The organism is Photobacterium alginatilyticum (genome assembly GCF_009910675.1).
Classification (GTDB): Bacteria; Pseudomonadota; Gammaproteobacteria; order Enterobacterales; family Vibrionaceae; genus Photobacterium; species Photobacterium alginatilyticum.
Genome location: NZ_RSEJ01000017.1, coordinates 47,773 through 71,223, shown reverse-complemented (window position 1 = coordinate 71,223; position 23,451 = coordinate 47,773). Strand labels below are relative to the sequence as shown.

The window sequence follows — 23,451 nt, the reverse complement described above, 5'->3', positions numbered from 1 at the left end:
TAATTTCACAAAGAGTTGAAGGGCACTAAGGGTGCCCTCATCGTATTAGCCGAATTTTGATGAAGCAGCGTTATGCTGTCGCGCTGACTTTTTCTGCCCCGCGCAGCATGGCATGAATGAGTTCATTGGCTTCAAACTTGGTGAGTGCTTCGTGAGCACCGACCTGGTGAGCCTGGGAAACACTGATCTCACTCGATAGAGAAGTATGCAGAATAATATAGGCATGGTTGAGTTTGCTGCTATTCTGGACCTCGAAAGCAAGCTCATAGCCGTCGAGCCCCGGCATTTCAATATCACTGACCAAAATGTCGAACGGGCTGCCAACATCAGCCGCATGCTCAAGCATACTTAGTGCATCACTGCCGTTGGTTGCAATGAAGTAGGGAATACTAATGCTATCAAGCGCCTGAGATAGCTGGCGCCGTGCCACAGCGGAATCATCAACCAGCAATATTTTGAGCGGGCGAAGGATCTCGCGCTGAACATCAGTTAGCACTGGATGCAGACTGTCTGGCGTATCAGGAAAAACTTTCGAGAGCAGTAGCTCGACATCGAGCAGCTGAATAAGCTTGTTATCGACTTTCATAACGCCAGTGACAAATACATTGCTTCCCAGCGCGCTTGGCGGCGCATCAATGTTGTGCCAGTTACATTCTGTAATTTTATTGATGCCGCGCACCAAAAAACCGACTAGCATACGGCGACAGTCAGTAATGATAATGTAGCAGTCTTTCAATTCCTCTTTGCTGAGCGGCGGGTAACCTACGGCCTTAGCCATGTCGATCACTGGCAATGTATCGCCTCGCAAATTGGCAGCCCCTAATACTGTCGGGTGTGAATGCGGAATAGCCGTCAAAGGTGTATAAGGGACAATTTCTTTTACCTTCAGCGTTCCAATAGCAAAAGACTGGAGCGATGTTAATTGAAAAAGCAGCATTCCCTGAGATTGATTCGTTGCGGTTTTGATCATTTTCAATCCCTGTAAGCGCGTGAGAAATTACTCAGATATATAATCCACTATAGTAGCTTTTTATGACGTTAATAGGAATTGATGTTATTGAGTTTGTTGTAAATTTATGAGAACTGTGAGGCATAGTGAATACAGAGCAATAGCGGTGATTCATTTATGGAATGCTGTGTTTTAAATTACTTTATCATCATTTTGTCATACTTTTTATGGATCTTATTTGGTTTTATGAATCATCTTGTCGCTTTTATCTGATTATGGAGCTAAATATCTGGCTACTTGGAATGTAATTTGAACGAATGCTATTTTGTTTACAAAAATTGCACATATTTCCTAGAGGTATTATTAAAAATCTTCAATAATTTTCGCGAAACAAAAAAACTTCACTAACAATGATTACGAACTCTTAGGAGAGAGGCTTTCGGACGATGGTTTCTTTGTTGTAGGGCAAATAGCTTCTGATTGTGTAAACGTAAACCATGCCTGAATGCAGCTAACAAAGAGTCACTTATGGGTCACGATAACAAACAAATCGTACCCGAATGATTTTAGTAATGATGACGTGGAGTAAAACATGAAAAAGGGATTGAACCTGAGCAAAGTTGCCGGCGCCGTTGCCGCTATGTTGTTAACAGGGGTAGCCAGTACCGCTCAGGCGGCGCCGACGCATGATAAGAATGTGATCGGTTACCTCACCCAGTGGGAGGCTTGGAAAGGGCCGAACGAAGGATTCAGTGTCAAAGGTGAGGCCACCCACCTGAACGTAAATATGGATATTTACTCTATCCTCAACTTCTCATTCTTTGGTGTTGCTAAAGACGGTTCACTGCATAGTGGTGACTTACGAAATAAAAATATCTATCAACCGACAGCTGTTCAGGAACCCGGACCTCTGCTCCACCCGGATGTTTATTCTAGCTGGGATTTCCATATTCTTTGGGGTGAGCTTGAGTATGTTCACCAGTTCCCGGTTAACGAACCATGGAATCAAGAGCAATATCTCAAGGTTAAAAACCAAGGTTTTGTTCAGCATGGCAATGGCTGGTTACATGAGCCGACAGGCATCACAGGACAGTTCCCAATTCCTCTGAAAAAAGCTGGCGGTGCACCAGGCCTTATCGATCTTGCCCATTCTAAAGGCGTGAAGGTCATGGCATCTCTGGGTGGCTGGAGTATGTCGAAACACTTTCCTGAAACGGCGCAAGACCCAGTCAAGAAAGCGCGCTTCCTTGCTGATGTCGATAAACTGATGGCATTAGGTTTTGACGGAATTGATATTGACTGGGAATTCCCGGGAAGCGGCGGTATGAATTTCCCGGGTAGCCCGCGAGATTTTGCTGATTTCGAACAGTTGATGGAAGATATTCGTGAGCGGATTGGCCCGAACAAATTGCTGACAGCCGCTTTCTCGGCCGCACCAAATAAACTTGAAGGGTATAACTGGTCCCGCCTTGTTGCTTCCATGGATTATTTCAACATGATGACCTACGACCTTAACGGGGGATGGTCAAATGTAGCCGGGCATAACTCGCCGCTATATGGATACCCGGAGGAAGAGTTCGCAGAATTCAACCTTGATTACCTGCGTAACTGGATGGCAGCCAAAGGCGTTCCTTCAAACAAAATCAACTTTGGAGCCGCGTTCTATGGCCGTGGCGTACAAACCACTGAGCCAGTGGCATATGTCGGCGCCCCGACCGAGAAACGTACTGTCAACTTCAGTGTCGATGGTCCGACTAACTCAGCGGCAGACATGGATAACTGGAAAGCTTTCGAAGGGCAGCCGAACTATAACTACATCATGAACAAGCCTGGCTGGGAGCATAAGTGGGATGTCAATGCCGAAGTACCGTATGCGGTGAAAGGCAAATACTTCCTGAGCTACGATGATGTACCTGCTATCGAGAAGAAAGCCCAGTACATTGTCGATAACAACTTGGGCGGGGTGATTGTCTGGCAGGTCCATGGCGATATTAAGTGTGAGGGCTCCTTTATTAATCATGGCGCCAACCTTAAGGAGTGTACTAAGTTAAGCTCGCCACTTGCCGAGGCTGTGGATCGTGTATTCAGCGCTGGTACAGTACCAAATAACGCACCAGTACTAACTGTCCCTGCTGCCCAGTCAGCCAACTCCGGCCAGGTGATCAGTTTTGTTGTTTCTGCAACAGATGCGGATGTCGGTGATAAGCTGACCTTCAGTGCGACAAATGCCACCGTTGTCGATAATGGCGATGGTAGTGCAACGGTTACCTACCAGGCACCAAATACGGCCACCGATTTGCAAGAAGTCGTAGCCGTCAAAGTGACAGATGGCCGTAAGAGTGTAACGAAGAATGTGGCGGTGAATGTGAAAGGAACCGGAGTGGGTGGTAATACTGCTCCTGTACTGACGGCACCAGCAACGGCTACAGTAGCCAGTGGCCAACAAGTCGTGATCTCTGTTGCGGCAGATGATGCTGAAGGTGACGCGTTGTCGTATACAGTTTCAAGTGGCACAGTGGCCACGACTGCAACAGGTGCTGATATTACCTTCGTAGCTCCAACAGTATCAGCAGAGACCGTGGTTAATCTTGTTGTGACTGTGTCTGACGGTCAGGCAGAATCAAGTAAAACGATTGCTGTGAAAGTAACGGTAGATGCAGCAACGACTTGGGATCCTAATGCCGTCTACGTTGGTGGCGATATTGTTACCTACAATGGCGTGAAATATAAAGCCAAGTGGTGGACAAAAGGTGAGCGCCCGGATCAAAGCATGGTTTGGCAGCAAATCTGAAGCCAATCTCTAAAGTAAATAGTCACTAACCGATGATAGCCCTGCAAATGCAGGGCTATTTGCATTGCCTGAACTACCGACGGCAGGACAAATGTAATAGGCAGCACTATATTTAAGATGTCACTTGGGCGTTGGACACTTGATGAAGGTAGGCGACTATGGAGCTACGTAACAAGTCAGGAGATATTGCTAAGCTTGCTGATAACCTGACATTAAAAGAGATTGTTGATATGGGGTTCTCTCTGGATATCTGCGACGAGAGCTATGATCCTAATGAGCACTGGACAGTAAGCAACAAGGCACAAAAGGGCAAAGAAGGCGAATACCCTTCAAGTAAATAGATGAACAGAAATGTATTTACAAAAGCTGGCCTCATGCCAGCTTTTGTTGGTTAGCACGATAGTAAAAATGAAGCTATGTGGTTGTTTAATAAGCATCTGGCAAGGTGTTTTGTGATGAGTGTCAAATTTTAAAAATCAATGCTTTATTTCAAAGCGCATTCTGGACATTATGAACATGTTCGATGCAGAACATCACTACACTTAGTTTAGTGATATCAATAAAGCGGGCATCGTATAATGGCTATTACCTCAGCCTTCCAAGCTGATGATGCGGGTTCGATTCCCGCTGCCCGCTCCAAGAATTCTTCAAGAAAAGCCCACACTTCGGTGTGGGCTTTTCTGTATCTAAGTTTGTGCAACAGCTCAGAAGTGATGAATCCTGCATCTTGAGGTAGCTTGGATTTATCAATATATCATCTAATGCAAAGGAAAAGGTTGAATCGCTATTAATTGATAAGGCTCATATTATAATCATCCCTAAAAAAGTTTTTCAGTATTTAATAGTACAAAACTTTATTAGTGGTTTTTTCTTCGAAAAGCTACGAAAAAGAGATGCTGAAACAAGAATAAAATCTCTAAGTAATACAGGATGGTGAATAAAAATAGAATTATCATTAATTAACAAAATGTTAATTGCAGACGGAATTAAGATAACTTCAGACTATATATTTGAGAACAAGTTCTCGTTTATGTAATAAAGAACCAGTAACACGAAGTATTCCTATTACTCATTCTGTAAATGCAAACCATTATCATGTAGAGTCTTGTTGTTGGTGCGATGCTAGTATGCAATGCCTTCAGTAGGCCTATGATGAATTATCCAAATATTATTCACGCACCGCTTATCAAAATTTGCGTCTCTTGAACCTGTAGACACTAGTGCCGGTGGAAGGTTGATGAGTCAGCGAAGCAATGTGATCAGTCAGGCCATAAACAAATTAACTCATAGTTAAGGCTAGATATATGCGTAATAAATTTGGTTTTATATATTTCTTTTTATTAATGGTCGGTGCCGGGCAGTCTATTGTCTTTGCAATCTTTCCGGCATTGGCCCGCGAATTGATGATGACAGAATTGCAAACCGGACTGGTGATCAGTGCGGCTGCGTTTGTTTCGTTTATTTCCTCGCCTTTTTGGGGGCGTCGTGTCGATAAGGCTGGCAGTAAGCAATCATTAGTGCTCGGGGTGGCAGGTTATGCCATTTTCAACATGGCGTTTGCCTATGTGCTATGGGCGGCGATTGATTCAGAAATATCAGTAATAACGATTTTCTTGTTGTTGGTATTAACACGATGCCTGTTTGCTTTTTTTACCGCTGCGATAATGCCAGCAGCACAGACCTATTTGATCTCCCATACCAGTGCCGAAGAGCGGCCTGCGAAAATGGCAATGATAGGGATGATGTTTGGTCTCGGTATGATTATTGGCCCCGCCGCGGGGAGTGCAATGGTATCGGCAGGAATACTGGTTCCGATTGTATTTAGTGCGCTTATTATGCTGCTGCCGCTTCCGTTTGCGGCTCGTCAGATTTGCGGGACACCACTGCAGCAACGCCAGCCTGGCCCGATAGAGCAACTCCGCTTTACCGACGTTAAGATACGGTCATATTTTATCTTAATGGTGACTGTTTACGCGATATTCTCGGCAATTCAGCAAACCATTGCCTTCTCGCTTCAGGATTTGCTCGCATTTGATGCTGTAACCACGGCGCAGTGGGTCGGTATTGCCTTCATGATTTGTGCGATTACCTCGGTTATTTGCCAAGGTGTCGTTATCCAGAAGTGGACGTTCAGTGGCAGCCAGTTAATTACGATAGGTTTATCTTCGATACTGGTGGCTTTGGCTATCTTCTTCCTGGCCAAAGGTCTGGTTGGGGTAATGGTTGCCTTCGCTGTGCTGGGTGTCGGTTTTGGTTTTGCTTATCCGGGCATTATCAGCAAAGCCTCCCTAGCGTTTTCAGCAGAGTTTCAGGGGCAGGTGACAGCCGCTCTTCAGGCCGCCATGTCACTGGGGTTCATTGCCGGGCCGCTTATCGGAGCCGGACTGTATGCTGAGATTGGTAGCTGGGTCTACAGCGTGTTGTTATTACTCCTTGTTATCGCGTTAATTTACGTCAGGTTTAGCCGGGAAAATGTCGTTGAAGAGCTGGTATAGCCTGGCGTTTTGAGAACTTGTGAATAAAAAGATTGATGGTGTGATTGATGTTCTTATCTTCCTTTTTATTAAAAATGCTTATAGGTTAGTTTCAAATTGTATTCAGGCTTGGCATTTAAATTCAATTAGGATGGAGCAAAAATAGCTTTGAATACCAATGGAATGATCTGAAGAGTTTTGCCGCTATAGCTCCCTTTAAAGAGTAATCAACTTCTTCCATGAAAGGCGAATAATGATCACCCTTTTTGGCAGGGTGAGAGCATGAATGCTCACTTTTTACTCATCCCTTTGAAACCAGCCAGCAGCACCTTATCCAAATAGCCACTACTCATAGCTGCAATTTTCTGTTTACGTCGGATGCTGGCTTTTCTAGTCGTTTCTGCACGCAGCATGTTTATAGCTATATGGCGCATACAAGCCATGATCTCAGCCGCGTTGCCACGGTAAATCTGGCAAGCGTCTTCATTCATAGATGCATCCAGAACCCAGTGTAGACTGTTTTCTATGCCCCAGTGACCACGAACAGCAGCTGCGAAACGTTCCAGACCGAGTTCTGCAGAACAAATATAATAGCGATAATCGAGTGATTCTTTACCTGCTTTATCAATGCGATAACCAATAGCAACCCCGATACTTTTTAAGCCTTTCCAGTCTGGAAACTGTTGGATAAGTTCACCTGCAGGAAGTACATGATATTCACGGACTTCAACACGCCCATGGCCCTGTTCGATAGTGACGTTATTCCGTAAGCTCGAAGCTTTTACGCTTTCTAACAGTGCTTGTTGAATGGATTTAGCCAGTGTCTCTTGGTTACCTTTAACTGCAAGCAGATAATCACCACCGCTATCGACGATGGTTGAAGCGATATTTTTCTGGCATGCAATGGCATCAATAGATACCAAACAGCCTTTGATATCCAGTAGCTTAATGAGCTCCGGGATAGCCGTGATTTCGTTCGACTTAGCATCTGTTTTTAGCTGGCCGAGAACAACACCATTTGTAGTGCCGAATGCGCTGACCATGTGAATGGTCGATTGTCGGGATTCACGATCATAGGAGCCACGCAAGACTTTGCCATCAATAGCGATCAGTTCGCCTTCAGAGCGAGCTGATACTGCTTCCATCCAGCTGATGAAACACTGCTGAAACTCGGTAGGGTCAAGGCGCGAGACGATCCTGGCAATGGTATCGTGAACAGGTAAACCATCTTTGAATAAGCCCTTATCTTGAAACCAGTCAAGATGGATTTCTCCAAAATCCTCAATGTCTTCCCATCCTTCTGCACCGGCTATCGCTGCACAAATAGTCAGGAATAGAACATCAAATAATGGATAACTGATTTTCGCTGACTGACGAGGGTCTTTTAGATCGCCAAAATGAAGAGAAAAGGCATCGATGCTCATTGTGATACTCTCGAAAAAGAGAGTATAAGATCACAACTCGATCTGCAGGTCAAATAAGATGGAATTGGTCAAATAACGTTCGCGATCTCACCCTGCCCTTTTTGGGTTATAGGCTATCTTGTTGATTAGCAATGACTTTATAAAATCACTTTAAAAAGTCTCCTAGCACGGAAATTCCTCATCTATAGTGTAAATGTGATCGAGGTATAGCTTTCAACTTAATCCTGTTGTTCGCCATGCCTCACTGACATAGTATCCACCAAAGAAAGCGCTTTCTTGGGTGATTTACCGTGATGGTTTTTATAAGAATGTCCCAATTAAACACTGTCTACCAGAAAAGAAAGCGCTTTCTGTTTTGAATTTTCCAAATGTGAAGGATTATGTAATGCATAGTAGAAAGGTATTAGCTTCCTTAGTATGCGGCTTGATGTTAGGCGCAAATGCTGCAGTTGCTGACGAGATCAAGCAAGGTGGAACATTGACAGTGCCAATTATCGGTACGGGTTTTGTTGATAACTTTAACCCATATACGACCAAAGACTTGCTTCATGGGGTGATGTTTGAACCCTTGTTAGTATTTAACAACATGACAGGTAAAACGGAGTATCGTTTAGCTGAGTCAGTTGAATATTCTGATGACCTGAAGAGTATTACGGTAAAGCTTCGCGATGGGCTTAAGTGGTCAGATGGTTCCCCTTTGACAGCCATAGACGTGGCTTTCAGTTTTAATATGACCAAAGATGCGCCTGCATTTGACCAGAAGGGAATCTGGAGTGGTGGGAACCTGACAAGTGTAACTGCCAAAGATGCGACGACAGTTGTCTTCGATCTCAAGAAGCCTGACTCAACATTTATCTGGTCGCTACCTGCCTATCACGTGGTGCCAGAGAAAGTATGGAGTAAGGTTGAAGACCTAACAACGTTTACTAACCCTAGTCCTATCGGTAGTGGTCCTATGACCACGATAAAATATGTGAAGTCACAGCAAATGGAGCTTTGCCGTAACCCGCATTATTATATTGAGAATCGCCCATATCTCGATTGTTTGACTTATCGTTCTTATAACGATAACTCTCAAATTCAACCTGCATTAATGAAAGGTGAGATTGAATGGGGCTCAAACTTTATCGCTGATATTGATAATACATTTGTTGCCGCAGATCCTAAAAATAACCACTATTGGTATCCTGCAAATGATGCGATTCACCTTTATGTGAATACGAAAGAAAAGCCGTTTGATGACCTGAAAGTTCGCAAAGCGCTGTCCATGGCACTAGACCGTGAAGCTATTGTCGACATAGCCGCGTACGGTTATCCGACACCTAACTTTAATGCCGGTGGTATCGGAGAGCTATATAGTACCCATATCAGCCAAGGCGTTACAGACAAGTACAAGGCGCTAACCCAATACAATCCAGACAAAGCGAAACAGTTGCTTGATGCCGCAGGCTACAAAGATCTTAATGGTGATGGTTTCAGGGATATGTCTGATGGCAAAACCATTGAATTTGATATCGAGGTTGTGAATGGTTGGACCGACTGGATTCAGGTAGTTCAGATGGTCACTGAGTACTATGAAGAAATCGGTATTAAAGCGAATGTTAAGACAGTTGACTGGGCTGTATATGACAAGTCCTTAAAGGATAGTGAATACAAGATGTCAATTAACTGGTCGATGGTTGCGACGAACCCGATTCTTGCTTATCAGGAGTACTTCTCGACATCCCGTATCGGTAAAACCTGGCACGCAGGACATGGGGTGAATTCTCCAGACATTGATAACCTGATCGATAGTTTCGGTAAGACAAAGGTTCCGGCTGAGCAGAAGAAGATCCTCGATGAGCTTCAGGTTTTTACTGCCGAAAATCTGCCGTTTATTCCGCTATTCTCTAATCCAACATGGTTCCAGTATAACAGTTCGAAAATTGCAGGCTGGCCGAGTGAAGAGAATCCGTATGTTCAGCCTGTTTGGTATGATGGCGGTAAGCGAGTATTAATTCTCAATAATCTTCACCTTAAGTAATTGCAAATCAATTTAAAGAGCCAGTTTATGGCTCTTTAAATTCTGGGACTTATTATGAGCTTTTTATTACGCAGACTCAGTTTTTATTTTGTTGCTTTCATTATAGCAATCTCTTTTAATTTTATACTTCCAAGGTTGATGCCAGGAGACCCGGTCGACGCCTTATTTGCTGCCGCTCAAGGCCGTATGGATCCAGCTCAGATGGATGCAGTTCGAGAGATGTACGGTTTTGTGGATGGCTCTGTATTTGAACAATATATTGCTTATATAAAAAGTGTATTTACATTGGATCTCGGGCCCTCAGTATTAATGTTCCCTGTGAGCGTTACTGAGGTCATTGGTCAGGCTCTGCCATGGACAATGTTTCTTGCATTGGGCTCTCTGATTGTTGCCTTGATTATCGGGGTTTCTATCGGTACCTATGCGTCATATCGTCGTGAAGGTCTTTTTGGCCAGATTGTTCCGCCAACACTGGCCTTCATCAGCAACTTTCCTTATATCGTAACGGCACTATTGCTATTTTACTTCTTTGGTTTGCAGCTTGAAGTGCTTCCGCTTGCCTATACTTACGATCCTGCTCTGGATCCGGGGTTCAACATGGAATTTATTGGCAGTGTAGCTAAACACGCTGTGTTGCCAATGGGCTCAATGATTGTCGTCGGTATTGCGACCTGGGTCTTTAATATGCGTAACGCGATGATCAATGTCCTTGGTGAAGACTACGTCACAATGGCCGAAGCCAAGGGGTTGAGTAGCTTCCGTGTTATGTACCGCTATGCCGGAAGAAACGCTATTCTTCCTGTCGCAACCGCCATTGCAATGGCCATCGGTTTTTCCTTTGCTGGGTCCATTATGACCGAGGTCGTATTTAACTATCAGGGATTGGGGAATATTCTTCTGAAAGGCATCATTGCCCGGGATTACCCGTTAATTCAGGCCATCTTGCTGATTCTGGTAACTGCGGTACTGACTGCCAACTTCGTAGCAGACCTTCTTTATGTCTGGCTTGACCCTCGGATTTCTAAATAAGGTTTGAATATGAGCAAGTTAATTGAATCGATGGACAATAATATGTCTGTTCAGAAATCAAATTCATTTTTGAAGAGCTGCAAAAACATTGCTTCTACGTTGCACGCTTTTTTTCATGGTAATCCTCCAGCAATTATTGGTAGTTTGCTGATTTCGCTAGTATTGATTGGAGCCCTCATGGCCCCGGTACTGGCCAGCCATGATCCGAACAAGCGTGTTGCACGTCCACATGTCGCCCCTAATGCCGAGCATGTTCTGGGTACCACCCGAAGTGGTCGCGATGTCTATAGTCAGGTGTTATATGGAGCGCGTAAGTCACTGACTGTAGCCCTTTCAGCCGGTCTTATCGCAATGACATTAGCGGTAGCAATTGGTGTGACATCAGGGTATATGGGAGGCAAAGTCGATGAGTGGCTAAACTTTGTCACTAATGTGTTTCTGGTTTTCCCTCAACTCCCATTACTTATTGTCTTGGCTGCATTTCTGGGGCAGGTCGGCTCTGTTGTGATAACAATATTGCTTGGGGTTACCTCCTGGCCTTGGGGAGCGCGAGTGATCCGGTCGCAAACCATGGCAATCAGAAATAAAGAATTCATAATTTCAGCAGAAGTTATGGGTGAATCAAAGATCAGGATTATTCTTGTCGAAATTCTGCCAAACCTTGTCTCAATCGTATTTGGTGGCTTCCTGGGAACGGTCATTTATGCCATGGGATCTGAAGCAGGCTTGGGTATTCTTGGCCTGGGTGATGCTACCGAAGTGAGCTGGGGATCGATGCTTTATTGGGCACAGACTTCATCGTCACTTTATACCGGCGCATGGTGGGAAATGATTGTGCCTGCCGCTGCTCTGGCGGTAACAGGGGGAGCGTTGGCATTGGTCAATATGTCGATTGATCAGGTGAGCAATCCAAAACTTAAAACGGGCCCACACATGAAGCTGTGGAAAAAACTGAAAAAAGAAGCTGATCAACGCCGAGGTTTGTTATGAAAGATGTGCTGTTAGAGATTAATGATCTGTGTGTCGATTATGTTTCCCCTAACGGAGTAGCCCGCGCTGTTAACAATGTCAGCCTAAGTATCGCCCCCGGTGAAACACTCGGTATAGCCGGTGAGTCAGGTTGCGGTAAAAGTACTCTGGCCTTTGCTATCTCGCGTTTGCACAAGGCTCCCGCACTCATTTCAGAAGGCGAGATCCTATATAAAGGGCGTGATGTGCTGAAAATGTCGGACCGGGAACTACGAGATTACCGCTGGAAAGATGTTTCAGTTGTGTTCCAGAGCGCCATGAACTCTTTAAACCCGGTCATCACTATCGGTGAGCAGCTGGTGGATGTGATTATTGCTCATAAAAAAGTGAAGTACGATGAGGCCCATCAGAAAGCCGTTGAGCTATTGGCGATTGTTGGTATTCATGGTGATCGAATGGCGAGCTTTCCCCATCAGCTGAGCGGGGGAATGAGACAGCGAGTTGTTATTGCTGTAGCACTGGCCCTTGAGCCTAAGCTGATCATTATGGATGAACCGACAACAGCACTTGATGTTGTGGTTGAGCGGGAAATTCTCAATGAGTTATACGACTTAAAGGAGAAGTTTGGGTTTTCAATTCTGTTTATTAGCCACGATTTGAGTCTGATGGGTGAGATCGCAGACCGCATTGGTGTGATGTACGCAGGTAACATGATTGAAATTGGTGACGCAGAGACGGTATTTGGCAAACCATCGCATCCTTATACACAAGGCTTGATTGCCTCGTTCCCTACTATCCATGGCCCTAAAGAGCGACTTTACGGTATTCCGGGTAATCCGGTTGATCTGCTCCGAATCCCTGTCGGTTGTAATTTTCAAGAGCGTTGCAGCCAGTGCTTTGCTAAGTGTAAGCAGCAGGAGCCTCAGTTGCTGCAGCTAAACGAACGCCACCAGGCTGCATGCCACCGGTTATAAGGAATTAAGTGATGGATACGATAGAGAATAAAGAAGTCGTACTCTCTGTACGAAATATGGTTAAAGATTTTCCGATCGGAAGTGGTAAAGATCAGTACATGCGGGCCGTAAATGATGTTTCTTTTGAACTGTGCAAAGGAGAAGCATTGGCGATTGTAGGTGAGTCAGGATCAGGTAAAAGTACGGGAGCCCGTATCTTAACACGCATTTATGATCAAACCGACGGTGACATTTATTTCAAAGGCCAGCCGTTACATGAGTATACCGATGAGCATGGTAGCCTTGAATACGCCCGTCAGGTTCAGATGATTTTCCAGGACCCGTTTGGTTCCCTTAACCCCGTACATAATATCTATCATCATATCGCCCGACCTCTGCTTATTCATAATCGAGTAGGCAAGAAAGATGTGCAGAAACTGGTTTATGAACTGCTGGAAATGGTAGGGCTGAACCCGGCGGTAGAAACATCAGAAAAGTACCCGCATCAGCTTAGCGGCGGGCAACGCCAGCGGGTGGCAATTGCTCGTGCGATTGCAGTTTCACCGGAAGTCATTTTGGCCGATGAACCGATTTCGATGCTTGATGTGTCTGTTCGGCTCGGGATTCTGAACTTGATGTCAGATCTGAAAGACAAGCACGGTATCTCCTTTATGTACATTACCCATGACATTGCGACAGCCCGTTATTTCGCTGAAAAAACAGCGGTGATGTATGTTGGTCATATGGTGGAGTGGGGGAATAGCGATAAGGTTACCCAGACTCCGCAGCACCCGTATACCCAGTTGCTTTTGTCTGCAGTACCAGAAGCTGGAAAGTCTGGTCGTCGTGAGTTGAGCGCCAAGAAGGGCGAAATTCCGCTTTGGAAACCTGATAGTTATGGCTGTCCGTTTGCAGCGCGCTGTCCTCGGGCAAGCGAACGTTGTACAAAGACGATGCCTTCCGTTACTCAAGTTGCTGCTGATCATTACATTCGGTGTCATCACGCCTAATAGGGTCATAGTTAATCATTTATTTGCGCAACAATGAAAGCGCTTTCACAAGCTTCGGTTAAATATCATGGCAAGTAAGATTTATAAACAATCCAGCGATGTTGCTGGTAAATTCGTCACTCTTGATGGCGAAAAGTATTATGTGATTGAAAATGCCGATCACATGGCTCCTTTTTTTATCAGCGTTGTATCGGCAAGCAACCACTGGCTGTTTATTTCGTCTACAGGCAGTTTAACTGCGGGACGAGTAAAACCGGAAAACGCATTGTTCCCCTATAAGTCAGTGGATTATATTCATGAGAGTGCCGAGAACACGGGGAGTAAAACCCTCATCAGGGTAACTCGCGAAGATGGTGTCAAATTATGGGAACCGTTTAACGTTCATCATGATGGCCGCTATCAAGTCCAACGAAATATATATAAAAATGCAGCGGGTGATAAGATTGTTTTCGAGGAAGTGAATACCGATTTATCGCTTAGCTTTAAATACCAATGGTGCACCAGCGATAAATATGGTTTTGTCAGAACATCAACGTTGACCAACCTTGCATCGCAGCCGGCAAAGCTGGAGCTTATTGATGGCATTCAGAATATCCTTCCTGCCGGCGCTCCTTTATCGGCAATGCAAGATCGCAGCGCACTTGTGGATGCCTATAAATGGAATGAGTTGCTGCCTGAGTCGGCCCTAGCCACTTATAGTATGTATGCAAAACTAAGCGATCGCGCCGACCCTGCAGAATCACTACGTGCATCAACGGTATTCAGTATTGCGGGTGACTATGAGGCAATCTTGTTATCCAGCGAGCAACTTGGAGATTTCCGCCGCGGCAGTCAAGTAGAAACAGAAACACTTCGCCGCGGCCTGCGTGGTGCCTATTTCATCTGTAAGCAGTGTGAGCTTGAGAACGGGGAAGACAATACCTGGCAGATCGTTGCTGATATCGATCAGACTCATACCGATGTTGTCGAGTTGAAACAGAGCCTGGCGGCTGCTAAGGCCGTCGCAAGTGATATCAATCGCTCAGTCAAAGAAAACCACAAAGAGCTCTTGATGCTGATGGCGGGCAGTGATGCCTGGCAGAAGACTGCAGAAGAAGAAACATCGGTTCACCATTACGCTAACGTATTATTTAACAATATGCGTGGTGGTGTAGTTGTTGATAACTACTGGGTTGATAAAAAAGATTTTATCAAGACTCTGACCAACGCCAATATTACGGTAGCAACTCGCAATAGCGATTTTACTGCTGGGCTACCAGAGCGTATTGGATACGAAGAGCTGCTTTCTTTGGCGACAGAGCAAAATGATAACCAGCTTGTGCGTCTTTGCTATGAGTATCTACCACTGACATTCGGTCGTCGTCACGGTGACCCGAGTCGCCCATGGAACCATTTCGAGATTAAAGTAAAAGATACGAACGGCGAGCGTTTGTTGTCATATCAGGGTAACTGGCGTGATATTTTCCAGAACTGGGAGGCTCTTGCTGTTAGTTATCCTAACTTTATCAAGTCATTTATTGCCAAGTTCGTTAATGCCTCGACAGCCGATGGTTATAATCCATACCGAATTACCAAAGAGGGAGTCGACTGGGAGATCCTGGAGCCAGAAGACCCGTGGAGTAACATCGGCTACTGGGGGGATCACCAGATTATTTATTTGCTGAAGTTTTTGGAGCTATCCAAAAAATATCAGCCTGAGGAATTGAGCTCGCTACTCACCAGCAACATTTTCAGCTACGCCAATGTGCCTTATGTCATTAAAGAGGCAAATGCGTTGTTCGACGATCCGAAAAACACGGTCGATTTCAATCAGGAGCTACACGATCTTATTGATGAAAAGGTTGAGGAGCTGGGGAGTGACGGCCGATTACTGCTAAATGATGACGGTGATGTTTATCTGGTCAACCTGACCGAGAAGCTGATGGTCCCTCTTCTGGCCAAGTTGGGTAACCTGGTAGTTGATGGTGGTATTTGGCTTAATACCCAACGTCCGGAATGGAATGATGCCAACAATGCCATCGTGGGTAACGGTTTGTCTATGGTGACGCTTTATTATATGCGCCGCTATGTTGCCTTTGTGCAAGGCTTATTGAAAGATAAAGCAATCGAAGTTTATTTATCATCTGAACTGGTTGATTGGATTATTGCTACGGCGCAAGTACTGACAGAGGCAAGAACAGAGCTAAAACGTAAGAGCATCACCAGGCAGACGCGCAAAGCTTTGTTGAATAAGCTTGCAGGTGCTTCGGGTGATTATCGGGCAACAGTTTATAACAATGGCGGTTTCTCTGGAAAGACGAAAGTTGACAGTCAGCTTATCAACGGGCTGCTTGATGTCAGCTTGGCTGTAATAGATGAAAGCATTGCGGCCAACCGACGTCAGGACGGGTTGTTTAATTCGTATAACATTATCAGCTACTCGTCTGAAAGCGCCAGTGTCAATGAGCTATATCCGATGCTTGAAGGGCAAGTTGCAGTATTGAGTTCGGGGGTGCTTACAGCTGCCCAAGCTGTGGATTTGCTGGATAATCTTTATGACAGTGAAATGTTTCGCGAGGATCAGCAAAGCTTCATGCTTTATCCAGACCGGGAGTTGAGCTGGTTTATCGATAAGAATAAGGTTCCTGCTTCGCGCGTATACAGTAATGCGCTGCTAAGAAATATGGTCCATAACGGTGACCACCGGTTGGTTGAACCTGACGCTGATGGCGATTACCACTTTAATGCTGACTTCGAAAATGCAGGATTCCTCTTGGCAGCATTGAGTGACATCGAGCCAGATTATAAGGATACCGACTCTGAGTCGGTCAAAGATGTGATTGATTGCTACGAAGAAGTCTTCAACCATCAGGCGTTTACAGGGCGCTCCGGAACCATGTTTGGTTATGAAGGCTTGGGCTGTATCTACTGGCATATGGTTTCCAAGTTGCTGCTTGCAGTCCAGGAAAACTACTTCGTTTCCTGGGAAAATGATCCGGATTCAGAGGTGACCCAAAAGCTGGCCGAGTATTATTACAAAGTGCGTTCTGGGATTGGTTTTAATAAAACGCCGGAAAGCTATGGTGCCTTCCCGACGGATCCTTATTCGCACACCCCTAAACATGCCGGTGCCCAACAGCCTGGTATGACGGGGCAGGTGAAAGAAGAGATCCTGACACGCTTTGGCGAGCTGGGGGTATGTGTTGAAGAGGGCGTAATTCAGTTTAAACCGTCTTTGTTGCGAAAATCCGAGTTCATCTCTGCTGGCGGCCGTTTTGACTTCATTAATCTTGATGGCGAGAATCAGACAATGATCCTGCCAGAAAGGTCATTGGCATTTACTTACTGTCAGGTTCCTGTTGTTTATAAGGTTCAGGAAGAAGGTGAAGGGCAGGTCAGCATCGTTCTGAAACATAGCGAAACTCTTCATCTACCGGGTACGAGCCTGAGTGATGAGATTAGCCGCGAAGTATTTGCCCGTACCGGTGAAATTAAAGAGATCACTGTGTCTATCCCATTATCACTTTTATTGGATTAAGTGTTGTGGGAAATAAAGTGAAGGCAACTAATCATCTATTAGAAGTGTCAGAATATAACGAAGCGGGTTACTCGCCGGTGATTGACTTTCAATCATGGCGGGTTGCGATACTGAATTATATTGATGAGTTAGAGACTGACAAAATAGATAATTTTCAATGTCACAACGAAACTGATGAAGTCTTTGTCCTGCTGTCTGGAAAGTGCATTTTGTTCTGTGCAGAAGTCGATAAAGAGAATAATATTGCTGATATTGCCTGCTGGAATATGGAGCCGAATAGGGCCTACAACATTAAGCGAGGTGTATTTCACACCCACACGCTGAGTGCAGATGGCAAGGTTCTTATTATAGAGAATAGTGATACCAGCGATTTTAATTCACCAAAGATAATGATTGATAACACTGTCCGCAACAAGCTGGGGCAATTAGCATCAAGTTTATGGGGTTAATTGTCGTCAGTTCATTTTAAAGGCAGTTTAACTGCCTTTTTTTTTTGGAAGGATTTTATGTGTAATAAACCGCCTTTATATCATGATTGGCCAGTAGTGGCCTCGCAGGTAAAACAGGACGTACAGCAAGAGCTTAACATTGAGAAAATCCTGCGACAGATGACTCTGGAGGAAAAAGTTGGCCAGATGATCCAGCCTGATCACCGGGCAGTGACGGATGATGATATTCACCGATATAAGTTGGGCTCGGTACTTAATGGCGGAGGAGGGTGGCCACAGGATAACCGCTATGCCAGCGGCTCTGAATGGGCTGCGCTTTCTGACCGATATTGGCAGGCAACTGAAGCGATGTTTAGCAAGCGAACGTTTCGAATTCCTTTTATGTGGGCGACAGATGCCGTACACGGTCATAATAATGTTTTTATGGCCACGGTATTTCCCCACAATATTGGTTTGGGGGCAGCCCGTGACCCAGAGCTTATAAGGAAAATTGGCCAGATTACAGCAACAGAAATCGCGGCGACCGGGTTGGATTGGACTTTTGCTCCGACAGTCGCCACCCCCCGTCATTATAATTGGGGGAGAGTATATGAAGGCTACTCTGAAGATCCTGAGGTTGTATGGCAGTATGCCGGAAAAATGGTTGAGGGATTGCAGGGTACAGCCACTGAATTAAAAACTGACCACAAAGTGCTGGCAACGGTCAAGCACTGGATCGGTGACGGCGGCACCGAGGAAGGCGTTGACCGAGGCGTAAACCGATACTCGGAAAATGAACTAATTAATATTCACGGCCCCGGTTACTTCAGTGCGCTTGATGCAGGTGCGCAAACAGTAATGGCGTCATTTAATAGTTGGGAAAACCCTGTTAATTACGATCATGGCGAAGGGAAGTGTGCGGATAGTGGTGACTACAATTACAAAATTCATGGCAGCCAGTATTTATTGACTGATGTCCTGAAGACTAAAATGGGTTTTGATGGCTTGGTGGTGTCGGATTGGAGCGGGCATGCAGAAGTGTGCGGCTGTCGTCATGACCATGCAAATTATGCCGTCAATGCCGGTATTGATATCTTGATGGTACCGGAGCGGGAGGACTGGCAGGCGGTCTATCATAATTTGATTGATGGCGTACAGGCCGGAGAGGTATCGATAGCACGTATTGATGATGCTGTCCGCCGGATCCTGAGGGTAAAAATGCGTGCAGGGTTATGGGAAAAGCCAGCACCGTTGGTCCGTTCTCTTGCTGGTAACCAGAGTTTACTCGGTGCGCCTGAGCACCGGAAAATCGCCCGTGAGGCTGTTCGTAAGTCGCTGGTATTGCTAAAAAACAATAATAATCTTCTGCCGTTGTCCCGCAAACAGAAAGTTTTGCTTGCAGGCAGTGCGGCTGATGATATTCAAAAACAAACCGGTGGCTGGAGCCTGACATGGCAGGGAACTGAAACGACCAAAGCCGATTTTCCGGGCGCATCGACATTTAAACAGGCATTGGAAGCAACAATCGGTAGTGGGAATATTAGTCTGTTCGGTGATGGTTCGGATGAGAAAGAAGCAGATATTGATGTTGCAATTGTGGTAATTGGTGAATCACCTTATGCGGAAATGGCCGGTGATTTAAAGTATTGGCAATCTCTGGAGTTTTCATCACTTCATCGTATTTATCAACAAGATTGTGATTTAGTAATACGGCTTAATCAACTGGGCTATAAGGTGGTCACGATACTGTATTCCGGGCGGCCGCTTTATGTTAACAATGAAATAAACCACTCAGAAGCTTTTGTTGCAGCCTGGCTGCCAGGTTCAGAAGCAGTAGGGATATCTGACGTATTACTTAGACGTACCTCGGGAGAGGTTAACTACGATTTTACAGGTAAGTTAGCGTTTAGTTGGCCTAATAAGAAATATTCTAAGGCTATTAACCGAGATCGTCCGGGGATAGCTCTGCCAGATTATGAGCAGGATAAACATGGGGAGCATGCGCCGTTATTTGCTTATGGCTATGGGCTGTCCTATTGCGCTCCCCAGGGGGATTTGATCCCAGGTTTAGCTGACAATAAGCTGCTCTTAGATAGCGCCGACTCTAAGTTGGATAAGGATGACTCGGTGGTTTCCCTGTTTGGCGTTGATGCGGATACAGAATGCCGGCTATTAGTTTATGGCTCGATGCTAAAGCAAGAGAAAGAAGTTTCATCAAACTCCGGAATGGCTTTTGATGGTGCTTCAATTACTCCGGTAAACTATAAGCATCAACAGGATGCACGGCGAGTTCGGGTTGAGCGGGAGCAGTCACTGACTATTTCGCTTGAACTGGAAGGCGATGATGAAATCTGTGTTTCAGAGAATGACTATCTGGAGCTTGATATCTGTGTACGAGATATCTTAAGTGATGGCTCGATATCAATTGTTGCTGCTGATTCTTCTCTGCTGTCGCTTGAAAAATGGCAGATGTCACCTTTGGGACAGTGGAAAACGGTGAAGCTATACGGTCGCGATTTACTGAATGGTCAAAAGAGCAAAGTAGGCCATCGTCGGCCATTCAGTCTGCATTGTGAAGGGCCGAGCGAGTTCGATATCGGTCGTATTGCCTGGGTGTTAGCGTAAGCAAATAGAGTTAAACGAATGGGGAGGAGGCCCCATTCGCGATTAATCTTGCTTGCAAACTGAGTCCCGGCAGATCAGTTCGGGGGTAAGCTTGGTTTTTAGTTGATAGGCGTCGTTATTTAATAGCGCGAGCACGCCTTTTGCCGCTTCGACGCCCATTTCGAGAACAGGGAAGTTAACTGTTGTGAGCTTAGGACGAATGTGTTGGCTGTAAGTATCATTGTCAAAACCGACGATTGAGAGATCCTTGCCGACAGTGATGCCTCTTTCACTACAAACATCATAGACAGCTAATGCAATATTATCGTTCTGGCAGAAAATGGCAGTAATGTCGCTGTCACGGTCGAGAAGTCGTCTAACTGCTTCATGGTTTCCGCTATGGTCGAAGCGTCCCTCTACAATCAGATTGGCATTATATTCGATGCCAAATTCGGCCAGCGCATTTCTATACCCTTGCAATCGGTCTCGGCTGTCGATTTTGCTCATTTGCCCGGTAATACTGGCCACTTTGGTATGTCCGCTTTCCAGTAAATGCTTGGTGGCAAGATAGCCGCCAAGCTCGTTATCGATACAGATGCACTTGTCTGATAACTCAGGTATATAGCGGTTCAAGATAATCGTTGAAGGCGTTTGTTTAGCGACTTTGATTAGTTCATCATCTGATAATTGGTCAGAATGAATAATCAGGCCGTCAACTTGACGAGACTGCAGGAACTGAATGGAGTCGGCTTCTTTGTCATGGGACTCCTGGCCACTGGTAACTATTAAATGAAGGTTTTTTTGGCGAACAGTGTCTTCAGCCATGTGCATGAGTGGACCGTAGAATGGGCCATCCAAAGAGCCGACGAGCATACCTACACTATTTGATCGGCTTGAAGCTAATGCCTGAGCAAACGCATTTGGTTTATAGCCAAGCTGTTCAATGGCCGCAAAAACCTTCGCTCTGTTGGATTCTTTGACTGTTGGGTGTCCATTTAAGGCTCTGGAAACTGTTGACTGAGAAACTTGTGCAAGTTCAGAGACTTCTTTTATTGTGATCAACGAAACTTCCTTACAACGAATGGAACAAATCATTTTGATGACTGACTCAGAACCACTGAGTCGGGGTGGCATGTGCAGTATTCTACCTTCGGCATCACCGAGAAAATAGAATATCGTTTAGTAATTTTGAGCTACATAACAATTTTAAGCAAGCGCTTTCTAGCTGGCTAGAGCGGCTAATTGAAAATGAGATTTAACTCTTGGGGTATACATTGTATCCCTGTTGGTGATGCCTTTTTTAAGCTATTGATTATATAGGATTATGGTGTGAGTTGTATTATGAAACTGCAGATAAATGTACGACCTAGCGTGTCTTTAGTTCACTGGTTACTAAGAGGTTTATGGCTTTAGTCGCTTCTTTTGTTAAATCAATGCCAGTTATTGAGTAAGTGCTTTTCAGGTTTTCGTAATTGGTTCGCATAAAAGTAGGTTTTCTTGCCAGCTTTTACTGTTAGGTATTTATATTACTTTACTCTCTGATGTTCATGAATGATTGAAATGTTTGAGAAAGGAGTGTTTGGAAGGAGACGGGTACGGTTTATTCGGCTTTATTTCTGTAGTCATTTGAGTTGCTAGTCGGTTTTTATTTATAGCCTATAAATCAACAACTTAGATGTAAGTGTTCTTGTGTGTGATGTTTGTCTCACTCTGTGATAGTTGTGTTTTTTTGCTTGTGGTGTGAGTTTGATCTCGTGAAAGCGCTTGCTTTGGTGATTTTGATCACTTTATTGCGGGATATTTATTCATATACTCTGGCTTAAAGGTGCTCGGTAGTGTGTTTTATAAGCAATTGGCTGTTGTTTGATGGTCTTTGTTGCTGAGATAGCCTGTTTTTCATGATAAGTAACTATTTTTTTACCCTTTGGAGAAAGCGCTTTCTTTCTCGTTTTTTATGGAAATAGAAATAACAATTCTTGGAGTTAGAATGAAATTATCAAACCTTACACTTGCATGCCTATTAGCAACATCGACGTTATCGGTTTCTCATCTTGCTAATGCTGAATCAGACGATTTTGCATTCACAGGCTACGCACGCTATGGGTTCCACTACGAAAATGACGGAAATGACTATGTCTTTGCTGACGGGCAGCTTGCTGGTAACGCTGCGGGTCGTCTCGGGAATGAAAGCAATGGGGGGGAGTTCCAGTTCTCAAAAGGCTTTGAGGGTAGTAATGGGACTAAATGGGATGTCGTCGTGATGATGGAGAACTGGTGGAAAATGCCAGGTTCGATAGAGTCACAAACCGCTGGTGGTGATGAGTTTACAGATAGTGTGGGTAATGCTGACGTCTTTTTGAAAAAGTTTTATGCCGGCGTCTCCAATGTTATTCCGTCACAACCTAATGCCTATATTTGGGCGGGGCGAGATTTTCATCAGCGCCCGCAACAGGGGCTGAATGATTACTTCTTCATGACTCACGATGGACAGGGTGCGGGTATTAAGAACCTTGAGCTGGGTAGTGTAAAGTTTGATGTGGGCTTCGTAGCGCAAACTGATGGTGATAATTTCACTGGTACTGGTGATAATGGTGACTATGCACTTACCACAAGGTTGCATGATATCCGTCTGGCAGAAAGTGTAACTCTTGATATTTACGCTAACTATGGACTGTCTGATGAATCATCTGATGAAGCTGAACTAGACAATGCTTACCAGCTCGGCACTATTTTCAACTTTAATGGCAACAAACTTAGCCTTCGCTATACCGATAATTCAGATAATTCTGTTTTCAATAAAACCGATGATCTAAATACACTCTATGCAAGTTTTGAAGGTGGCGTTTCTCTTGGTGAACGTTCATCGATGGACTACCTGGTGGCCTACCACAACAATGATGGTGCAAGTGATGCGGCTGATGACCGTACTAACTACAGTGCCATCATCCGTCCAATGCACTCATGGGATGATACCCACTCTACATGGCTAGAAGCTGGCTATTCTTTGGTTGATTATGATAATGCTGATGAAAACTCAGCATGGAAAGTAACTCTTTCTCAAAACATCGCAATTGGTATGAACTCCTGGGATCGTCCGATGCTTCGTTTCTACGCAACAGTCGGGGAAGCGGATAACAAGGTGGCCGGTGATGGTTCATTGAGTTCTGGTGATACGACGCGTGACACAGTTGCCGTAGGCGCAATGTGGGAAGCATGGTGGTAATTCTGACTTAATTCTCAAGGTATTAGAGCAGCCGATAAGAAGGCTGCTCTTACTCGT

At 45.0% G+C, this 23,451-nt stretch carries 15 protein-coding genes and 1 tRNA gene; 13 read left to right on the top strand and 3 right to left on the bottom strand.

What is annotated here, in order from left to right:
* Positions 1–70 precede the first annotated feature (70 nt).
* The gene (locus tag EIZ48_RS16105) at positions 71–970 is read right to left on the bottom strand and encodes a chemotaxis protein (RefSeq protein ID WP_089153720.1); all 900 of its coding nucleotides are present in this window, start codon (positions 968–970) and stop codon (positions 71–73) included.
* A gap of 571 nt (positions 971–1,541) precedes the next feature.
* On the opposite strand from EIZ48_RS16105, the gene EIZ48_RS16100 reads away from it, so the two are divergent.
* The 4 genes from EIZ48_RS16100 to EIZ48_RS16085 all read left to right on the top strand — a co-directional run bounded on the left by EIZ48_RS16100 (position 1,542) and on the right by EIZ48_RS16085 (position 6,235).
* Positions 1,542–3,740 (top strand): glycosyl hydrolase family 18 protein, encoded by a 2,199-nt coding sequence (locus EIZ48_RS16100; protein ID WP_160653442.1) that lies wholly within the window; start codon positions 1,542–1,544, stop codon positions 3,738–3,740.
* 158 nt (positions 3,741–3,898) lie between these two features.
* Positions 3,899–4,081, top strand: coding sequence for a hypothetical protein (locus EIZ48_RS16095; protein WP_075767743.1), 183 nt, complete (start codon positions 3,899–3,901; stop codon positions 4,079–4,081).
* A gap of 223 nt (positions 4,082–4,304) precedes the next feature.
* Positions 4,305–4,379, top strand: a tRNA-Gly gene (locus tag EIZ48_RS16090).
* 665 nt (positions 4,380–5,044) lie between these two features.
* Positions 5,045–6,235, top strand: a complete 1,191-nt coding sequence (locus tag EIZ48_RS16085; RefSeq protein ID WP_160653439.1) for an MFS transporter — start codon at positions 5,045–5,047, stop codon at positions 6,233–6,235.
* A gap of 269 nt (positions 6,236–6,504) precedes the next feature.
* Here the strand turns inward: EIZ48_RS16085 and EIZ48_RS16080 are convergent, their stop codons facing one another.
* A complete protein-coding gene (locus tag EIZ48_RS16080; protein WP_160653436.1) occupies positions 6,505–7,638 on the bottom strand; it encodes an ISAs1 family transposase in 1,134 nt (377 codons plus the stop codon).
* A gap of 385 nt (positions 7,639–8,023) precedes the next feature.
* Here EIZ48_RS16080 and EIZ48_RS16075 point away from each other — a divergent pair, with 385 nt between their 5' ends.
* The 8 genes from EIZ48_RS16075 (at position 8,024) to EIZ48_RS16040 (ending at position 20,192) form a co-directional block, all read left to right on the top strand.
* Positions 8,024–9,661 (top strand): ABC transporter substrate-binding protein, encoded by a 1,638-nt coding sequence (locus tag EIZ48_RS16075; protein ID WP_160653434.1) that lies wholly within the window; start codon positions 8,024–8,026, stop codon positions 9,659–9,661.
* Positions 9,662–9,715: 54 nt separating this feature from the next.
* A complete protein-coding gene (locus EIZ48_RS16070) occupies positions 9,716–10,690 on the top strand; it encodes an ABC transporter permease (protein ID WP_160653431.1) in 975 nt (324 codons plus the stop codon).
* Between the two features lie 42 nt (positions 10,691–10,732).
* Complete coding sequence (locus tag EIZ48_RS16065; RefSeq protein ID WP_240152993.1) at positions 10,733–11,680, top strand: ABC transporter permease; 948 nt, start codon at positions 10,733–10,735, stop codon at positions 11,678–11,680.
* Positions 11,677–12,633 (top strand): ABC transporter ATP-binding protein, encoded by a 957-nt coding sequence (locus EIZ48_RS16060; RefSeq protein ID WP_160653425.1) that lies wholly within the window; start codon positions 11,677–11,679, stop codon positions 12,631–12,633. The genes EIZ48_RS16065 and EIZ48_RS16060 overlap by 4 nt, the downstream gene beginning before the upstream one ends.
* 11 nt (positions 12,634–12,644) lie before the next feature.
* Positions 12,645–13,622 (top strand): ABC transporter ATP-binding protein, encoded by a 978-nt coding sequence (locus EIZ48_RS16055; protein WP_160653422.1) that lies wholly within the window; start codon positions 12,645–12,647, stop codon positions 13,620–13,622.
* Positions 13,623–13,689: 67 nt separating this feature from the next.
* A complete protein-coding gene (locus tag EIZ48_RS16050; RefSeq protein ID WP_160653419.1) occupies positions 13,690–17,139 on the top strand; it encodes a 1,3-beta-D-glucan phosphorylase, GH149 family in 3,450 nt (1,149 codons plus the stop codon).
* Positions 17,140–17,144: 5 nt separating this feature from the next.
* A complete protein-coding gene (locus tag EIZ48_RS16045) occupies positions 17,145–17,588 on the top strand; it encodes a hypothetical protein (protein ID WP_205298595.1) in 444 nt (147 codons plus the stop codon).
* Between the two features lie 57 nt (positions 17,589–17,645).
* On the top strand, positions 17,646–20,192 hold the full coding sequence (locus EIZ48_RS16040; protein WP_160653416.1) for a glycoside hydrolase family 3 protein: 2,547 nt from the start codon (positions 17,646–17,648) through the stop codon (positions 20,190–20,192).
* 42 nt (positions 20,193–20,234) lie between these two features.
* Here the strand turns inward: EIZ48_RS16040 and EIZ48_RS16035 are convergent, their stop codons facing one another.
* The gene (locus EIZ48_RS16035; protein WP_160653414.1) at positions 20,235–21,233 is read right to left on the bottom strand and encodes a LacI family DNA-binding transcriptional regulator; all 999 of its coding nucleotides are present in this window, start codon (positions 21,231–21,233) and stop codon (positions 20,235–20,237) included.
* 925 nt (positions 21,234–22,158) lie between these two features.
* Between EIZ48_RS16035 and EIZ48_RS16030 the strand changes: the two genes are divergently transcribed.
* Complete coding sequence (locus EIZ48_RS16030) at positions 22,159–23,394, top strand: carbohydrate porin (protein WP_160653411.1); 1,236 nt, start codon at positions 22,159–22,161, stop codon at positions 23,392–23,394.
* Positions 23,395–23,451 lie beyond the last annotated feature (57 nt).

Excerpts from the sequence above, each read along its gene's own strand:
- EIZ48_RS16055 (WP_160653422.1), top strand. The coding sequence starts at position 12,645 with ATGGATACGATAGAGAATAAAGAAGTCGTACTCTCTGTACGAAATATG.
- EIZ48_RS16080 (WP_160653436.1), bottom strand. The coding sequence starts at position 7,638 with ATGAGCATCGATGCCTTTTCTCTTCATTTTGGCGATCTAAAAGACCCT.
- EIZ48_RS16050 (WP_160653419.1), top strand. The coding sequence starts at position 13,690 with ATGGCAAGTAAGATTTATAAACAATCCAGCGATGTTGCTGGTAAATTC.
- EIZ48_RS16095 (WP_075767743.1), top strand. The coding sequence starts at position 3,899 with ATGGAGCTACGTAACAAGTCAGGAGATATTGCTAAGCTTGCTGATAAC.
- EIZ48_RS16070 (WP_160653431.1), top strand. The coding sequence starts at position 9,716 with ATGAGCTTTTTATTACGCAGACTCAGTTTTTATTTTGTTGCTTTCATT.
- EIZ48_RS16065 (WP_240152993.1), top strand. The coding sequence starts at position 10,733 with ATGTCTGTTCAGAAATCAAATTCATTTTTGAAGAGCTGCAAAAACATT.
- EIZ48_RS16085 (WP_160653439.1), top strand. The coding sequence starts at position 5,045 with ATGCGTAATAAATTTGGTTTTATATATTTCTTTTTATTAATGGTCGGT.
- EIZ48_RS16075 (WP_160653434.1), top strand. The coding sequence starts at position 8,024 with ATGCATAGTAGAAAGGTATTAGCTTCCTTAGTATGCGGCTTGATGTTA.
- EIZ48_RS16060 (WP_160653425.1), top strand. The coding sequence starts at position 11,677 with ATGAAAGATGTGCTGTTAGAGATTAATGATCTGTGTGTCGATTATGTT.
- EIZ48_RS16105 (WP_089153720.1), bottom strand. The coding sequence starts at position 970 with ATGATCAAAACCGCAACGAATCAATCTCAGGGAATGCTGCTTTTTCAA.
- EIZ48_RS16040 (WP_160653416.1), top strand. The coding sequence starts at position 17,646 with ATGTGTAATAAACCGCCTTTATATCATGATTGGCCAGTAGTGGCCTCG.
- EIZ48_RS16030 (WP_160653411.1), top strand. The coding sequence starts at position 22,159 with ATGAAATTATCAAACCTTACACTTGCATGCCTATTAGCAACATCGACG.
- EIZ48_RS16100 (WP_160653442.1), top strand. The coding sequence starts at position 1,542 with ATGAAAAAGGGATTGAACCTGAGCAAAGTTGCCGGCGCCGTTGCCGCT.